This is a genomic window from Methanobacterium alkalithermotolerans (assembly GCF_018141185.1).
Taxonomy (GTDB): domain Archaea; phylum Methanobacteriota; class Methanobacteria; order Methanobacteriales; family Methanobacteriaceae; genus Methanobacterium_F; species Methanobacterium_F alkalithermotolerans.
Genome location: NZ_CP058560.1, coordinates 550,818 through 566,718 on the forward strand (window position 1 = coordinate 550,818; position 15,901 = coordinate 566,718).

At 37.5% G+C, this 15,901-nt stretch carries 13 protein-coding genes; 1 reads left to right on the forward strand and 12 read right to left on the reverse strand.

All coding sequences use genetic code 11. The annotated features are described in order from the left end of the window. Positions 1-119: 119 nt before the first annotated feature. The 10 genes from HYG87_RS02555 to HYG87_RS02600 form a co-directional block, all read right to left on the reverse strand. Positions 120-2,231: a heavy metal translocating P-type ATPase gene (locus tag HYG87_RS02555; protein WP_211533676.1), complete on the reverse strand. Its 2,112-nt coding sequence runs from the start codon at positions 2,229-2,231 to the stop codon at positions 120-122. A 263-nt stretch (positions 2,232-2,494) separates the two neighbouring features. After that, a complete protein-coding gene (locus HYG87_RS02560) occupies positions 2,495-2,857 on the reverse strand; it encodes an ArsR/SmtB family transcription factor (RefSeq protein WP_211533677.1) in 363 nt (120 codons plus the stop codon). A gap of 130 nt (positions 2,858-2,987) precedes the next feature. Beyond that, a complete protein-coding gene (locus HYG87_RS02565; RefSeq protein ID WP_211533678.1) occupies positions 2,988-3,323 on the reverse strand; it encodes a DUF2149 domain-containing protein in 336 nt (111 codons plus the stop codon). Further along, positions 3,289-3,960: a MotA/TolQ/ExbB proton channel family protein gene (locus tag HYG87_RS02570; RefSeq protein ID WP_211533679.1), complete on the reverse strand. Its 672-nt coding sequence runs from the start codon at positions 3,958-3,960 to the stop codon at positions 3,289-3,291. Before HYG87_RS02570 ends, HYG87_RS02565 begins: the two co-directional genes overlap by 35 nt. Before the next feature lie 33 nt (positions 3,961-3,993). Continuing rightward, positions 3,994-4,701, reverse strand: a complete 708-nt coding sequence (locus tag HYG87_RS02575) for a DUF2162 domain-containing protein (RefSeq protein ID WP_211533680.1) — start codon at positions 4,699-4,701, stop codon at positions 3,994-3,996. A gap of 203 nt (positions 4,702-4,904) precedes the next feature. Continuing rightward, on the reverse strand, positions 4,905-9,185 hold the full coding sequence (locus HYG87_RS02580) for a cobaltochelatase subunit CobN (protein ID WP_249164873.1): 4,281 nt from the start codon (positions 9,183-9,185) through the stop codon (positions 4,905-4,907). A gap of 505 nt (positions 9,186-9,690) precedes the next feature. Next, positions 9,691-10,386, reverse strand: a complete 696-nt coding sequence (locus HYG87_RS02585) for a metal-dependent transcriptional regulator (RefSeq protein ID WP_249164912.1) — start codon at positions 10,384-10,386, stop codon at positions 9,691-9,693. Further along, positions 10,376-10,567 (reverse strand): DNA helicase PriA, encoded by a 192-nt coding sequence (locus HYG87_RS02590; RefSeq protein WP_211533682.1) that lies wholly within the window; start codon positions 10,565-10,567, stop codon positions 10,376-10,378. Before HYG87_RS02590 ends, HYG87_RS02585 begins: the two co-directional genes overlap by 11 nt. Then, complete coding sequence (gene feoB / locus HYG87_RS02595) at positions 10,564-12,597, reverse strand: ferrous iron transport protein B (RefSeq protein WP_211533683.1); 2,034 nt, start codon at positions 12,595-12,597, stop codon at positions 10,564-10,566. The genes HYG87_RS02590 and feoB overlap by 4 nt, the downstream gene beginning before the upstream one ends. Before the next feature lie 457 nt (positions 12,598-13,054). Beyond that, a complete protein-coding gene (locus HYG87_RS02600) occupies positions 13,055-13,858 on the reverse strand; it encodes a nicotianamine synthase family protein (protein WP_211533684.1) in 804 nt (267 codons plus the stop codon). Between the two features lie 229 nt (positions 13,859-14,087). Between HYG87_RS02600 and HYG87_RS02605 the strand changes: the two genes are divergently transcribed. Then, positions 14,088-14,648 carry a GNAT family N-acetyltransferase gene (locus HYG87_RS02605; protein WP_211533685.1) on the forward strand — a complete coding sequence of 187 codons (561 nt, stop codon included), beginning with the start codon at positions 14,088-14,090 and terminating at the stop codon, positions 14,646-14,648. Between the two features lie 50 nt (positions 14,649-14,698). Here HYG87_RS02605 and HYG87_RS02610 read toward each other — a convergent pair whose 3' ends face one another. Continuing rightward, positions 14,699-15,211, reverse strand: coding sequence for a hypothetical protein (locus HYG87_RS02610; protein WP_211533686.1), 513 nt, complete (start codon positions 15,209-15,211; stop codon positions 14,699-14,701). 49 nt (positions 15,212-15,260) lie between these two features. Continuing rightward, positions 15,261-15,884 (reverse strand): energy-coupling factor ABC transporter permease, encoded by a 624-nt coding sequence (locus HYG87_RS02615; RefSeq protein ID WP_211533687.1) that lies wholly within the window; start codon positions 15,882-15,884, stop codon positions 15,261-15,263. Between the last annotated feature and the right edge of the window lie 17 nt (positions 15,885-15,901).

Below are 15,901 nucleotides of genomic sequence, written 5' to 3' on the forward strand. Positions count from 1 at the left end.
ATTAAAAAAATTAATTAAAAAAAAACCACCCAATTTTTTTTTACAGTGCCAAAATGTAAGCTATTTATAAATAAATTCTTCAGGTAAGATTAGCTAAAAAAACCTGAAAAATTATTTTACTATTTTCTAAAACTCAAATTTCTGGTTTTATTCCCTATACGGTAAGCATTTAATATTACCACAATACTTAAACCCATATCTCCTACTAAAACCCCCATCCATAAAGGAACAAATCCAAATACCGCCAGTATAGCCAGGGAAGTTTTAATTAAAATAGATGTATAAACGTTCTGTTTAACTATAGCCATGGTTTTTTTACTTAAATTAATCAGATAATCCACCTTAGATAGGTCATCATTCATTAGGGTTATATCTGCAGTTTCTATTGCCACATCAGAACCATTAATTCCCATGGCAATACCCACATTTGACCGGGCCAGTGCAGGTGCATCATTTACTCCATCACCAATCATGGCCACACTTCTATATTTACTTGATAGTATTTCCATAATTTTTACTTTATCTTCAGGTAATAGTCCAGAATAATACTCATCAAGGCCTAATTTTTCTTTTACTACTCTGGCTGTCCCCTGGTTATCTCCGGTGAGCATTATTGTTTTAATTCTCCTGCTTTTTAATTGGGAAATGGTATTGATGGAGGTATCCCTTATCTTATCTGAGAGTCCAATGACCCCTATAAGGTGGTGATCATTCCCCAGGATTATGGTAGTTTTACCTTCATTTTCCAGTTTTTCTATAATTTCATCAGGATATTCAATATTATCTGCAAATAAACTCTTTTTACCAATATAGAATATTTTATTATTGATTTTTCCCTTTAAACCCTTACCAGTGATTGATTCGAATTCTTTAATTTCTTTAAGTTTTATATTTGATTCCTGAGCATAGTTAACCATAGCCTGGGCCAGGGGATGTTTAGATTTTGATTCGAGTGATGCTGCTATTTGGGAAATTTCAGGGAGGGAATAATTATTTAAGGGGATGATATCTGTAATTTCTAATTTTCCCCAGGTGAGTGTTCCTGTTTTATCAAAGACCATGGCTTCAATATTTTGCATTTCTTCTACATATTCTCCACTTTTTATTAATATTCCCTTTCGACTTGCAGCGGTTATTCCAGAAACCATAGATATGGGTGTGGATATGGCTAAAGCACAGGGACATGAAACCACCAGAAGAACTAAAGCCCGGTAAAACCAGGTCTCAAAAGAATGGCCGAGGATAAAATGAGGTACGGTGGCCACAATTAGGGCCATTCCTATTACCAGGGGAGTGTAATAATTTGCAAATCTATCAATGAAAGCTTCAGTTTTTGATTTTTTCAACCGGGAATCTTTAACCAGCTTTATAATCTTAGATATTATAGTTTCATCACTCTTTTTGGTAACCTGTACCTCCAGATAGCCTTCTCCATTGAGGGTGCCAGCAAAAACTTTGCTGCCTTCTACTTTAGTTACCGGTATGCTTTCTCCAGTTATATGGGCCTGATTTACATCTGAATTACCTTCAATTACCAGTCCATCTACTGGAATTTTATCACCAGGCCGTATAACCACAATGTCTCCCGGTTCAATAGTTTCTACATTAACTTCCAATTTTTGATTATTCTTTTTAATAGTTGCAGTTTCCGGGGCCAGTTTTAACAGGGCGCCTATTGAATTTCTGGCTCTTTCACCAGCACGTTCTTCTAAAAATTCAGCAATATAGAACAAAAATATAACTGATGCTCCTTCTGCGCCTTCACCTATTAAAAAAGCACCTACTACGGCAATGGTAACTAAAAAGTTTATATTGAATTTACCTTTAAAAAATGATTTTATTCCCTGGGGAATGGATTTATAGCCAGAAAGGGCGACTACCATTAAAAATAATATTTCTGAAGGAAGTTTATAGGTGGTAAAAAAATTAAAATATAATCCTAGAATGAAAATTAGGGCAGATATATTTATTATGTAAATATGTTTTCGTCTTTTAGCCGGTTCTTTTTCTTCAAATAGGTCTGCAGCACAGCATCCACAGGAACTTTTTATATCATTTTGATTATGTTTTTTTTTAATATTTCTTTGCGTACCACTAAATTCTTTTATTTCTGGTTTGAAAGTTTTATATGCCTGATCTTTTATTCCTGATTCGTGATTATGACTACAGCAAAAATTATCAGTTTTTTGTGCTGGTATTTTTTCAGGGTCTATTTCATTTTTCTGTGCCATCTGATACTCACCTAAAACATTAGTTCAGTTCATATGATTGTATATTCATATGAACATATATATTTAATGATTATGGTGAAAACCGAAATAAAAAAAAATATAGAATAAAAAAAGTTTTACAGCTGGCTTTTAAAGCCTGTGTAAATGCGGATAATTCATAATGGAAAAATGATTATTATCTTCAAAAAAACCCTGCTTAGATAAAATAGGAGTAGTTCAATTTCAAGAGTATTTCATTAATAATTCTACTTAAGAAGAAAATATTAGCTAAGCTTCTCTTTGGTATGCTCCACGCAAAGCTCAATTAATGCAACCACATGTTGATCAGCAAGAGAATAGTAAGCCATTTTACCTACTTTTTTGAATTTTACCAGATTTTTGCTTCTTAAAACTCGAAGCTGATGAGAAATAGCAGACTGATTCATTTCAAGTGCTGCTGCCAGATCACAAACACATAATTCTCTTTGAGATAATGCATAGAGGATTTTAAGTCGGGTAGAATCACCAAATACTTTAAAATTATCAGATACTTCAAAAAGAAGCTCATCTTGAAGCATTTTAGACTTTACAAAATTTACTTCTTCTTCATGTGCACATACTATTTCACATGTATCTTTTTCATCCATATGAATAAATGAACATCAGATAGAATAAAATTTTTGATTTGAAATAATACTTAATAAAAATAAAGAAATGTAAAAATTAAGACTCCCAAGAAAATAAATCAAATTCACCTAAAATGAATAAAATAGGGTGTCAACCTTCTATCATGATTAGTTTCCCTGTTTCTGGATCTTTATACACTTTACCCATCTGTACATAACCTTCACCAGATCCAGAGGAAGTATCAGGGGTATCATTAAGTTCTTGTCCCATTTGAAGTTCTGCTACCTGTTTCATAGCCTCCATAGTCTGTTGACGTTCTTCCGGAGACATATCAGCAAAAACCACGCTCTGCATATTCCAGGACAATACCAGAAATATAAGAAACCCTACTGATAAAACCAGCATGGCATCCACCAGGTTGGCCGTTCCAGCCATAGGATCTTCATCCTGCCTAGTAAACCGTCTTTGTTTGGGCCTTCGAAGCATTTTTATTAACCTCCAGTACACTCTCAGCTAAAGTCTCCAAATTAGAAAGATATTCCTCATACCACCGTCGTCTCACTTTGGAAATAAAGTAAGCAATACCTCCTGCAGCCAGACCAGCCACAGTAGTATCAAAAGCAATAATAATAGCCTGAGCCAGCATATTAATATCACCAGCACCCAGTGCCGCTAAACCAGGACCCATAGGAATAAGTGTTCCCATCAGACCCAGGGTAGGTCCCAGCCGGGTGACCATATCCGTTTTCTCCAAACTTTTTTCTATTTTAAGTTCCTCATTTTCAATCAATTTACGGGCCAAAGCCTCACGAGACTCCGGACCCAAATCTGTGCTTTTAGCAATCTCACCCAAAATATTCTTCTGGCTCTGAGGAAGACCACTACTATCCACCGTGGCAATAATCTCATCGGTGGTGCTTGAGTGTGCAATAGATTTAATTAAATCTTCAATTTGCTGAACATCTATCTTAATCCGGGCCGAATACTCAGATATAAGGCCCCCCATGGAAACAACCGCATAAACAATAAAAGCCAAAAGACCAATAATCACTGGAATAAGAAGACTTTGCGCTACAACATGTAAACCGCCACTTAATAATTCACTACCAGGTACTGCTACCATCTAAAATCACCTATAAATTAATTTTTTATTCATTTATTTTTCAAGTAAAGTACTTTTCTTCCTGTTTAAGAAAACACCCAAAGCTATTAAAGCACCCACCACCACTACCACATAAAACAAAGTCAATAGAGAAGGTACATTTAAAGGACTCGTTTGAGTTTCTGAAACAGCACTAATATTGGGAATAAGAATAGCTGAAGCTAAAAAATAAAGCCCTACAAAGAGCATGAAATTTCCCAGTAAAAGAGGATAAGGCTTATCAAACCACTTAACAATAAAATCAGAAGCCATATAAATAGATATAATTGTTACACCCATTATAACCCCAGCATACTGTCCCAAAAAAGCAGATGAAACTCCTATAACTGGAGCAGCCATAAGAATAGCTGCTAAAACAGCACCAAAGCAACAGGGACAAGGTGCAATCATGGCCATACATGTCGCTTTAGCTTTATTTCTACCATGCACCTTCCACTCTCTTATGGTATGGAAACCAGCATAAATGATTATAAGTGCCAAAACCACAAAAATTATAAAATTATAATCATAAACCACTTTAGATATAATATCAGTATAACCTGAAATCAAATAGGATAATAAAATAATTCCCGCACCATATCCAGCTGCAATAGCCACTGCTGTCTTTTTAGAAAGACCAGCAAAACCCATAGCAAGCCCAATCTTTACCCCAAATACCAGCACTGCTGATAAAATTCCTAACTGCCATAATAAATCAAGCATGATATTATACACTCCTTATATTTACAAACTCCATCTTTATAATACATTATATATAATAGTTATTATTACTTTTAGAGGTTATTTGACCTTATAGGTAATACTAAGGCTCTTTTTATTACATTCAGGTTCTTTAATAGTATTTTTATATTACTTAATTTTTTATTTTTATAAAAACGTTTTTTAAAAAAAAGAAAAAAGGGGAACTATTTTTTTAAAATCCTCCACAAATCATTTTTAAAGTATCCTGCAGCCACTAAACTTAGTAAGAGCACCACTCCTACAATGGCAGCTATTGGAACTCCTGATTGTGCAGAACTTGCAGCATGGGCCTCTTCCACCTCATATGCTTTTTGATTTTCAGTTCCCACGCTTTCATCTGACTCTTGTTGCATCTCCACTTCCACATCAGAAGCCTCAATTGCATCCCTATAGTCACGTTCTTCACCAGTAGAAGCAGGATTGCTGGGAGTAGAAGGATTGGTAGGGTTTGAAGGAGACTCTGGATTGGATGGATTAGTTACACCCGGTAAAGATAACTTCATCCCGGTAGCACTCTCCATGATATTTGCAAACTGTTGAAGGGCATTCTGACTTAAACTGGAACTACTCATCACATACTGATTAAAGGCCATATTGGCACAGGTATGATGACAGCAGGTCACACCGTACTCCAGATTAGACTGGATATAGATATCCGCTATAGCAGAAACCATGGATGCATCACCATTCCACATATCTCTTCGAGCAACTTCCAGATTCCAGGCTGCAATGGATTTGAATGCATGGGGGTTGGCCTCTATTAACTGATTGCGCATACCAGCATTCAGTATAAAGTATTCTGCAACCGTATCCCACATCCAGTCCTCTACTGATTCTGGAGAAATACTATGCCATCTAAACAGGTTTTCTACATGTTTATTGATGGTGTTTGCTCCAGAGAATCCATTCTTAAGCAGGCCTTCTGCCCATTTAGGATTAAATACCCTGGTTCGCAGTTCGGTATTAAGGAAGGTGGATAGGCTCTCGATTTTAACATTAAGAGTCCGGCTATTGGCAATGTAGATATTCACTTCTTTAGTAGAAAGTGACTGGGCAGCCATGGTTAGACCTCCCAGATACTGCACCACATCGTCATTATCCAGTACACCATATAATCCATCCCGTACCTGAACCGTGGCATCTATCCTGGTTAGCTGGTTTTTAAATGCTTCCAGACCACTGACTGCAAACTGGTTACGTCCATAGTAATAGGACATCCGGTTTAGGTAAGTATCTACCAGGTCAGATTGATCTTCCCAGCCAGTTGTGGTAGTGGTTAGTTCACTTAATCCTGTACCATAGGCTTCTGGAGCAGGCCCAAATATACGGGCAATGGCCAGATTTTCAGCCTCAGCAGGACTTAATCCTAGATTTAAGAACTTTTCACGGTCTTCTAAATAATTTTTCCGGATATGATTTTCCTCCCCATTTTCATCTAAAGATGCTACTAAACGGAAAGCATCATCCAGCATGTCAATGGTATAGGAAAAGGTATCACGAAACAATCCACTAATAGAAACCGTTACATCTATCCGGGGACGGCCCAGTTCTTCCAGGGAAGTGACCTTAAATCCATTTAATCTTCCAGAACTCCATACTGGCTCCAGGCCCATTAAACGTAGTATAAGGGCAATACTCTGACCATTGGTACGCATGGACTCGATGGACCACAGTACCACTCCCACATTATCAGGATAGTAACCTTTCTCCTGGTAGAATGAATTTACCAGGTCATCAGCCATTTTCTTTCCTAATTCCCAGGCAGCAGAATCAGGTGCTGTACGAGGATCAAAGGAATAGAAGTTATATCCAGTGGGCAGTACATCAGGTTTTCTTATGGGACTACCAGAGGGAGCTGGTGAAATAAATTCCGCCCTTAAGGCCGCCAGTAAATTCTGGATTTCGTAGTTATGGCTCAGGTTTTTTCTTAGCATTTCCCGGTATTCCGGGTTGTCCCTTTCTTCCGGGTGGAAACTCACAATAGATTCTATCATTTCCTCCAGTAGCTCCCCAGTTATAGGGGCTCCAAAGATATGTAATCCATAGGGCATCATTTCTTCTGCTAAATCTTCCAGGTAATGCTCCACCTCATGGACAATATCCTGAAATGAATCATTTTCCATATCCAGCTTCAAATCCACATGGATATGTAGTTTCAAGATCATTTCCATGATTTGATATTGGAGTACTTCTTTTCTTTGAGGATCCAGGGAAGTGTGGTAACTGCTTATCAGATCATTTAAATCAGCCAGTTCACCATATAGTTCCGAGGGTATCATAGGAGGAATCATATGGTCAATGATTACCGCATAACCTCTTCTTTTAGCCTGGGTACCTTCTCCCGGGTTTTCTACAATGTAGGGGTAGATGTTGGGCAGGTTTCCCAGTAAAGCATCAGGCCAATCATCTTCTCCTAAACCCACACTTCTTCCAGGTAGCCATTCCAGGGTTCCATGGGTTCCCAGGTGGATAACTGCATCGAAATGGTTTTGCAACCACATGTAGAAGGCAATGTACTGGTGATGTGGGACTAAGGTGTTAGAGTGTCTGATTTTTTCCGGGTCTTCTCCCCAGCCACGCATAGGTTGGGGGCCTAAAAATACATTCCCCAGCATGATTCCCGGGATAACAATCTGATTATCATAGATCATCACATTTCCAGGTGCTGGTCCCCATTGGGCTAGAACTTCTTTTTGGAGTTCTAAAGGCAGGGTTTCAAACCACGCCAGGTAATCACTGATGGGTATGGTTATAGCTCCTGCTTGAACCACTTTTTCCAGTTCACCAGGGGCCCAGGATCCCACATTGTTACCGGCATGGAGCATCAAGTCCACAATGTCTTCTGCAGAATAATCTACTGGTATATGATATCCATCTTCTTTTAAGGCCTTCAAAATGTTCTCCACACTGGCCACCACATCCAGGTAGGAAGCAGATACTCCATCTTTACCTCCTCCTATATTGTAGTATAATAAGGCTATTTGTTTGTCCATATTATCCATGTTACGCAGTTTAACCCAGTTAACCACTCTACTGGTGATTCTTTCAATCCTATCTCCTAGAGGTGTAAAGCGTATCACCAAAATCCCGGTTTCAGGATCAACTTCAGCGTTTTCTTTACCTCCCATAAGGATAGGTTCTATTCTACCATCGATTTCTGGCTGGGCAATCTGCCAGTGCAATTCGCTTACCAATCCATAGGAATTATCCAGCCATTCCTGTAAATTAGAAGAATATACTGGTGCAAAAACAGGTACATTCAAATCCTTAAATAATTCCACACCGTGGGTAACTCCGGATACATAGTTGAATCCCACACAGGTTATAAGAGCATCAATCCGTGACTGGTTTTCATTTTTAAAGTAAAGATCCATGATGTTAATTCTTCCCTGGGCATTGGAAAAGGTGAGAATAACATTTACTCCTTTACTCTCCAGGCTCCTCAAAAGAGCGATGTGCATCTCCTGGTTATCACCTTTAAAGCTGGAGTCATAGGCCACAATACCCACCCAGGGTGCACCAGCCTGGTAAGATTCATGGTTCTGATACCAGTTATAGTATTCTTCCCAGGTTTGGAAAGTGGGTACTGAGGAATCAGGGTGATAAATCCACTGATTAGGCCATTTCACCACAGATAAATCTTCACCATCTTTTAGTTGCATGCCAATGGAATTTAAGATATAAAGCTGGAATCTGCGGATGTTTTCCTGGGCACCTTGAGCCCAGTATTCCCGAGTGAGGGTATCATCGCTGTTAAAGCGAGGATCATCCACAAAACCCACTCCACAGCGTATGGCTAAAATTTCCATTGCATTGCTTTTTTCAATTAGACTTTTAATTTTAGCCACATTATCCGGACTACTCACCATCTGAATTGCTATTAAGTCTGCTTTTATGGCAGCTTGTTCTAATCTTTGTTTTGTTTCTGCATCATCTGAACTTAACTGGGATAAACTGAAGTAGTGCAGGTTGTAGTAGTATCCCTGGTTTTTTAGTTGTTTATATGATTCTGCAAATGCTTTGGAGTAGCTATCAGAACTACTGATTATCAATAGGTTATAAGCTTTAAAGTTTACATTTGCTTCCCCCTGGAGTTTAGAATCTTGAGGGTTTAGTTTTGAAAGATTAACTGTAAGTCTTTGAGCTACATGTCCTGGTGAACTTATATTCAATTTGACACTGGTTTTATCACTGTTAAAATTAATCTGGTATTTTTGGTTGTCGATTTTTATCACCGAAGTGAGGGAGTAAGAATTGCCATCTGTATCTTCCAGAGTTATGGTAGGTAATTTATCCCCGGCGAGTGCTTCTGGGTGTTCCAGGTTGATATTTAAATTGATAGTTGCTTCATTAATGGGATTGCTGGTGGTAGAATAGGACATCGTTTTCATATCCTCTTCCAGGGGGTCAGTTGGTTCACCTCCCTGTGAATCTTCGGCATACACTGCTCCACACAGTGCTAATGTGAAAACAATTGTTATTACTAGTAAAATCGCTTGTTTTCTAATTTTTTCACCTCCTTTATTTGTTTTAAAGTTTCAGTATAATTATATTCAATTATACTTGAATAAAGTTCAATGTGAACTGATATTTAAATTTACCTGATTTTTCAATTTAGATTGAAAAAAAATAAAGTAAACTTAAATAGGGGATGAGATTAATAGAAATTGTGCGAAAAAAAGACATCGATTTTGGGTCCATCAATAAAACTCCTTTTTTCCAAAAAAAAGATGTCGCAAGAGGACTATTAACGTCCTCTAATTTAATTTTAAAAAAAAATAGCTAATTTTAAATTTAGGATCATTAAAACTCAGTTTTTTAAAATATACCTTCCAGTATTTAAAAAAAATAGATAGAAAATAAAAAAATGAGTTGAAATTAAAAAATAAATAGTTCATTATGGTTTTAAAGAAAAAATAATTTAATAAAACCATATTTTAAAGTTTAAATCTAATTACTTCCTGATCCCACATAGATACTCTCGGCAATGTCTTTATCCACCGCCATCTGGGTGTGTTCCATCTGGAATACATAGGAGGGGTAGGTCTGGATAATCTCTATTTTACGACCAGGTAGTACCCCCATGGCCAGTATCTTCTGCAGGTTATCCCTTTTAGATGATTTTATATATACTATCTCTCCTTTTTCTCCCTTATCCATTTTATTAAGGGGTAGAACCGTTTTATCTATGATGGTTTTAACCCCTGCGGTACAGTCACATTGATGGTGTCCATGTCCATGTCTATGTCCACCCTGGGTGCGGCACTCACAGGGAGGTATGGGCTTACCATGAGGACATTTATCCGGATGGGATAGGAGGTTACAGATACTCTCCTCCACTCCACCCTCCATAATATGCTCAAAATTACAGGCGGCAGTTTCCATATCCTCTCCACTTAATCCTAAAATATCATGGAGTAATTTTTCAGCCAGCCGGTGCCTTCTTATAACATTTTTGGCTTCTTCCATACCTTCAGAGGTTAGTTTGAATTCTCCCTCTTCTTTTTGTATAAATTTTAAATCCTCCAGTTCCTTAATAACCTGGGGATTAAATGATTTTATTTCCGGGGAAAGGGGATTATCAGGATGGTCCTCCTGAAAAACCCATATTTTTTCCAGTGCTTCTTCAGCAGGTTCACTTATCATCTTCACTTTTAAATCTCCTTTTAAAAAAATTTTTTATCTTTTTTCCGATTTCCGGGTCAGGTAGAGTTTCATAGCCACAGTTAGGGCATTTTATTTTGGTGCATCCTGCTCCCAGGCAGGCCTGACAGCTCTCCAACCTTTTGGTTTCGTCAAATTCAAATCCACATAATGCACATTTCATAAGACTACTCCTAGAGTAGATAATATCAGGTTAAGCAGGAATCCCACAAAAAAGGCATATACCAGTACAAATGCTCCCATGGCCAGGGCGACTTTTTTACCTCTTTCTTTGATCATTACCAAAAACTGGGCCACACATGGTACAAATAGAGTTAGTACTACAGCTGAAACTAAAAGCTGCACTCCAGTAAGGGCATCCTGTATTTCAAATAGTCCTGCGGCACCATAATCTCTTCTAAAGAATCCCAGGATAAAGGTCTGGGCTGTTTCCACCGGTAAACCAATAGCGCTTAAGACAGGGTTCATAGCTCCAATAATAAAGTCCAGAATCCCAGTAAGCTCCAGACCCCAGATTAATACACTGATGGCAATAAATAAGGGGAATAATTCCTTGAAGTACCATATTAGCCGGGTGTAAGTTTTTCTCAATACATTGGAAAGTTTAGGAACTCTAAGGGGAGGTAGTTCCATATAAAAGGTGGGATTGGATCCTGGTAAAATTTTTGAAGCCGCGAACCCAATTATGATGTAATTCAATAGAATTACAAATACCCACAGCCATAAAGCACTGCTGGAAGTTGCTAAAACCGCAAATATTACTCCTAATTGTGCAGAACAAGGTATGGCCAGGGCCAGTAGTAAGGTGGCTATATTCCTTTCACGTTTAGTTTCCAGGGTCCGGGTGGTCATGGTGGCCATACTACCACAACCTACACCTAATACCATGGGTATAATGGCCCTTCCGCTAAGTCCTATTTTTTTAAATAATCGATCCAGTAGGAGGGCCAGTCGTGGTAAATATCCACTATCTTCCAGAATGGAGAATACTAAAAAGAAGGCACCGACTATGGGAAGAATGATGGCTATGGCATAGGTTATACCCAGAGTAAATATACCATAGTCCCCAATTATGAGGCTTTGTAGTGCTTCATAAGGTATGCTGCTAGTTACAAAACCTTCTACCAGAGGTAAGGCCCATTCGCCGAAAATCTCTGTTTCAATAAAGTCCACCATATCCCCTGCAGCAAAACCACCTACAAACCGATACAATCCAAAATATAAAACTGCCAGTAATATAGGTATGCCTGTAAGGGGATTAATCATAGCCCGGCTTAACTTTTCTCTAAACCCAATCTGAATCTCCCCAGTATCGTCAGATACTTCAGAAACTAATCCAGTAGCTTCTTTTTGGAGTTTCATTTTTATAAGATAGTTTAAAGGTTGTTTGAATTGAGATAGGGTTTCATTTAGTAAGTTATCAATAAAAGTGTAATTACTTCCTTCTTTTTCCTTTACCAAATTTTGAACATCGCTGTCTTCTTGTAATAATAATAAGGATAATGAACGGAGGGATACAGGATATTCACCCTGTAGCAGATCACTTATTTTCTGGGCAGCTGATTCAATTTTTTCATCGTATTTAATATTAAATCCATCTTTTAGTTTATATTGGGAAATTTTGTGGTTAAGTTCCCCTATACCCTGTCCTGTGGTGGCTGCGGTGGTCGCCACCGGGATACCTAGTTTTTCTTCTAGCTGGGAGGCATCAATTTTTATTCCCGCATTTTCAGCCTCATCCATCATATTCAAAACCAGAACCACCGGTAGTTTTGCTTCAATTAGTTGTAAAGTTAAAGGAAGCATTCTTTCCATGTTTTTAGCATCCACCACATGGAGTAAGATATCAGGCTCATCTTCTAGTAGTATCAGTTTGGATATTCGTTCTTCTTCGGTGATGGAACTTAAAGAATACATCCCTGGTGAATCAATTATTTCATAGTTTTCCCCGGAGATATTACATTTACCACTATCAATAGATACCGTGGTTCCCGGATAGTTGGATACAGTTACATAACTACCAGTTAATTTATTAAATAGCAGACTTTTACCTACATTGGGGTTTCCTACCAGTACTAGTTTTTTCAGCTTGCTTTTACTTTTTCCTGAGTTTTCCTGAAGATTCCGGGTTTTTAAATCATTTGAATCTGATTTAAATCCCCTGAACCATGATTTTATGGTTTTGTTGCCCATGATGGTTATTCTCCATTGAATTTTGTTTATAATTTAAAATTCATAATTTTTAGGTACACCTAATTCAAGTGTTAGGTATACCTAAATCTTTCATCATATATAAAGATTGTTATAATAATTTTAAAAAATATAAAATAAGCGCTAGCTGTATTTTGCAGAGGATTATTCGGTAAAAAAACCCTGAAATAGAATATTCTAAAGAGAAAATTTAAATATGTTTTCCTAAAATACGTAAAAGCTCATCCCGGGCCTCAGAAACCGTGAGTTTGATTTCAATATCTATACCTGTATTTTTAAGGCTATAGAGAAGATCTGCCACCTGGGGTTGCCTTAAGATGTGCTTTTTTTACCAGTTCCGGGCTGGAAAATATCTTTTCTGGTGTACCTTCACCAGAACTTCTAAAGTGATGCATGTATAATTAATTTGCAATAATTTCCGGCATAATATTCCCTGCATTTACACCACTTTTCTTATAAGTACCGAAGTATTGTTTACTTTACCTGTAGGTAGAATCATCACTTCTTTGTGAAATCCCCGGGTTGCTCTTTCTGTTACTGGAGAGTATAAAATGGCTCTCATACCAGTATAGGTACGGTATATAACTGGAGTGCGGGTATCCACCATTTCCCATAGATTGGCAAAAACTCTTTCTTTAGGTTCTGCCAGAGCAGCCACCATGATAACCTTGTATTCTCTGTTTTTCAGGCTGTTTTCATCTCCTTCCACCACTTCAATATGAGACTCCAGGCCCAATTTTTTTAGAACCTCCCGGGATAGCCGGGCCACTTCCGGTATTATTTCTATACTGATTCCTCTGGTTTTATAAAGCTGGTTAAGCAGTATCAGGGTTAAAGGTAATGGACCTCCCCCAATAAATACCACTTTCTCTTCAGGAGTAAACTTAACCAGCTGATTTTCATTTTTTAATAATCCTAAATAGCGCTCATAAAAATGGAAGGATTTTAAGGTTTTCCAGGGATTAGATGATGATATTATTTTCTGGGCCATGTCTGTCTCCAGCCGGGTGCCCAGGTAAACATAAAACTTACGTATAACCTGTAAGGCTTCCCTCATTTTTTTATCATCCAGTATATGTTTAGCCGAGTCAAAATCAATTACCTTATCATGGGCTATTTCTTCTACGGAATCAAGAATAGGTATAATATCCTCCAGAGGCATTTGGGAAAGGGAGTAATTTTCATATTTATTCAGGGAATGGGCAATGGATTTTATTTTATCCCAGTACATATAACAACTCATTTTAGGGACTCCTCTATGTGTGATTAAATATAAACAGGACTTATTTGCAAAAAAATGACTTATGAGATTATTTAGATAATAATTCTATCTTTTTTAATGTTTCTTTTAGTTAAGTATATAGTAAATTTTATATAATTCATTCTATCCTTTATTAATATAAAGTAATTGTATAGTATTACTTTTTGAGGTGTATTCCCCCTTAAAGTAATAAACTGATAAAGGTGAGCAAATGACTTATTTCCAGGTGCAAAGTTTACAAGAGACCACAATTCCTTATGGAGAAATCCAGGATTTTCTTTTTGATATGATTCAGCAAGAATTTGGTTATGGTTATATTCCTGATTACCATCAGGATATCCAGCATATAGCGGATTACTATTTAAAACCAGCAGGTAATGACTTCTTACTGGCAGTAGATAATGCTCATGAAAAATTAATTGGTACCATTGGTATCCGGGCCTATGATAAAGATTTCCCCTTATTTAAGGACATATACCATCCCCATAGTACCGCCAGTATATGGCGGGTTTTTGTAAGTAAGTCCTGGCGGCGCAAGGGAGTAGCTTCCACCCTGGTAAATATAGGTGAGGATTTTTGCCAAAAAAAAGGTTATGAAAATATATATCTACATACCCATCGAACTGTTCCGGGTTCTCTAAATTTCTGGTTAGCTCAGGGTTACCATATCAAAGTAGATACTAAAAATGAAATGGGTACGGTGCATATGGAAAAACAATTAAATAACCCGGTGGATAGGGAAGCAGCCGAAAAATGTGAAATATATATTTAGGATCTTAAAATAAAAAATTTAAAATTAAATCCTTATATTGATAAGGATTTTTAATTATTCTTTCTTTTTACTAAAAAAACACCCAGGCCCATACCGGCAATTAGTCCCACTAATAAACCAGAAAAAAATGGTATTAAAAATCCATTCTCTGCACTGGTAGTGGATTCCTCTTCAGAAGAAGTACTATTTCCATTAAGTTCCATTAAAGCATTTTTAATATCTTCTTCAGAAGCTCCACTTACCATTACCTGGGAGGAAGTATCCGGGTTGTTGGCTATAAATTCTTCAACTGTTTCCTGATAGGCCACGGCCAGTACCTTATTATTGTAATCAACTACAAAGTGTCCCAATTCATGGTTAACCTGGGCCGCCGAGGTGAACTTGTAAACCTGAGCATTTATTCCCATTTCATCAGCCACTTTTTTAGCCAGGGCACTAGTAGATTCATCCGCAATTATCACTATATCTGCATCAGATTCAGTGGCAATATGAACCCCGTGGGCAAAGACCGGGGATAATGTGGCCATTATTAGAATACATAGTCCTAAAGCTTTAAATTTCATTTTTTTAAATTCTCCTTAAACTCATTATTCAACTAGATAAGAATTCTCCTTATATTTTATTCAAACTCAGTAATTCTGGTTTAATTTTATCAATGAAGGATATGATAATTACACTGGCCGCACTCTCTAAAACTGCAATGAATAGATAGAAGGGGACTAATGTAGCAATAAGTACTTCCAGAGTAGCAATTCCCGCCACCAAAAGGATTAAAACATGGGCTAAGGTGGCCATGATTATTCCCATGAAAGTACCGGAGAAGATGCCTAATCTTAAGTCAAGATCCTTAAGCAGGGTATAGAAAATATAGGTGCTAAAGCTAAGCACCACCCCAATGGTTAAGGTATTGGCCCCCAGGGTGGTGAAGCCCCCCATACCCAGGAAAAAATACTGGATAATCAAAGTTAAAAATGCCACCACCGATCCACTTAAAGGCCCTAAAATAATGGCCACCAGAGGTATGATAAAAAAGTGAATAGGAACCCCTAAAGGGGAAGGAATAGATAGAGATGATCCAATTATAGACGCCACCACCAGAAGTGCTGTGGTAAACACTCTTTTTTCCTTATCTTCATCCCGGGATATTTTGTAAGTGTAAATAATAACTGTTAGAATGGATATAATCCAGTAAATTGCCGATTGGGATAACGGTATAATTCCATCAGGGACATGCAAGATAAAACCTCATTTTT

Bases quoted from the DNA above. Each gene is read 5' to 3' on its own strand.
- HYG87_RS02555 (WP_211533676.1), bottom strand. From the start codon at position 2,231: ATGGCACAGAAAAATGAAATAGACCCTGAAAAAATACCAGCACAAAAA.
- HYG87_RS02560 (WP_211533677.1), bottom strand. From the start codon at position 2,857: ATGGATGAAAAAGATACATGTGAAATAGTATGTGCACATGAAGAAGAA.
- HYG87_RS02565 (WP_211533678.1), bottom strand. From the start codon at position 3,323: ATGCTTCGAAGGCCCAAACAAAGACGGTTTACTAGGCAGGATGAAGAT.
- HYG87_RS02570 (WP_211533679.1), bottom strand. From the start codon at position 3,960: ATGGTAGCAGTACCTGGTAGTGAATTATTAAGTGGCGGTTTACATGTT.
- HYG87_RS02575 (WP_211533680.1), bottom strand. From the start codon at position 4,701: ATGCTTGATTTATTATGGCAGTTAGGAATTTTATCAGCAGTGCTGGTA.
- HYG87_RS02585 (WP_249164912.1), bottom strand. From the start codon at position 10,386: ATGATAAGTGAACCTGCTGAAGAAGCACTGGAAAAAATATGGGTTTTT.
- HYG87_RS02590 (WP_211533682.1), bottom strand. From the start codon at position 10,567: ATGAAATGTGCATTATGTGGATTTGAATTTGACGAAACCAAAAGGTTG.
- feoB (WP_211533683.1), bottom strand. From the start codon at position 12,597: ATGGGCAACAAAACCATAAAATCATGGTTCAGGGGATTTAAATCAGAT.
- HYG87_RS02600 (WP_211533684.1), bottom strand. From the start codon at position 13,858: ATGAGTTGTTATATGTACTGGGATAAAATAAAATCCATTGCCCATTCC.
- HYG87_RS02605 (WP_211533685.1), top strand. From the start codon at position 14,088: ATGACTTATTTCCAGGTGCAAAGTTTACAAGAGACCACAATTCCTTAT.
- HYG87_RS02610 (WP_211533686.1), bottom strand. From the start codon at position 15,211: ATGAAATTTAAAGCTTTAGGACTATGTATTCTAATAATGGCCACATTA.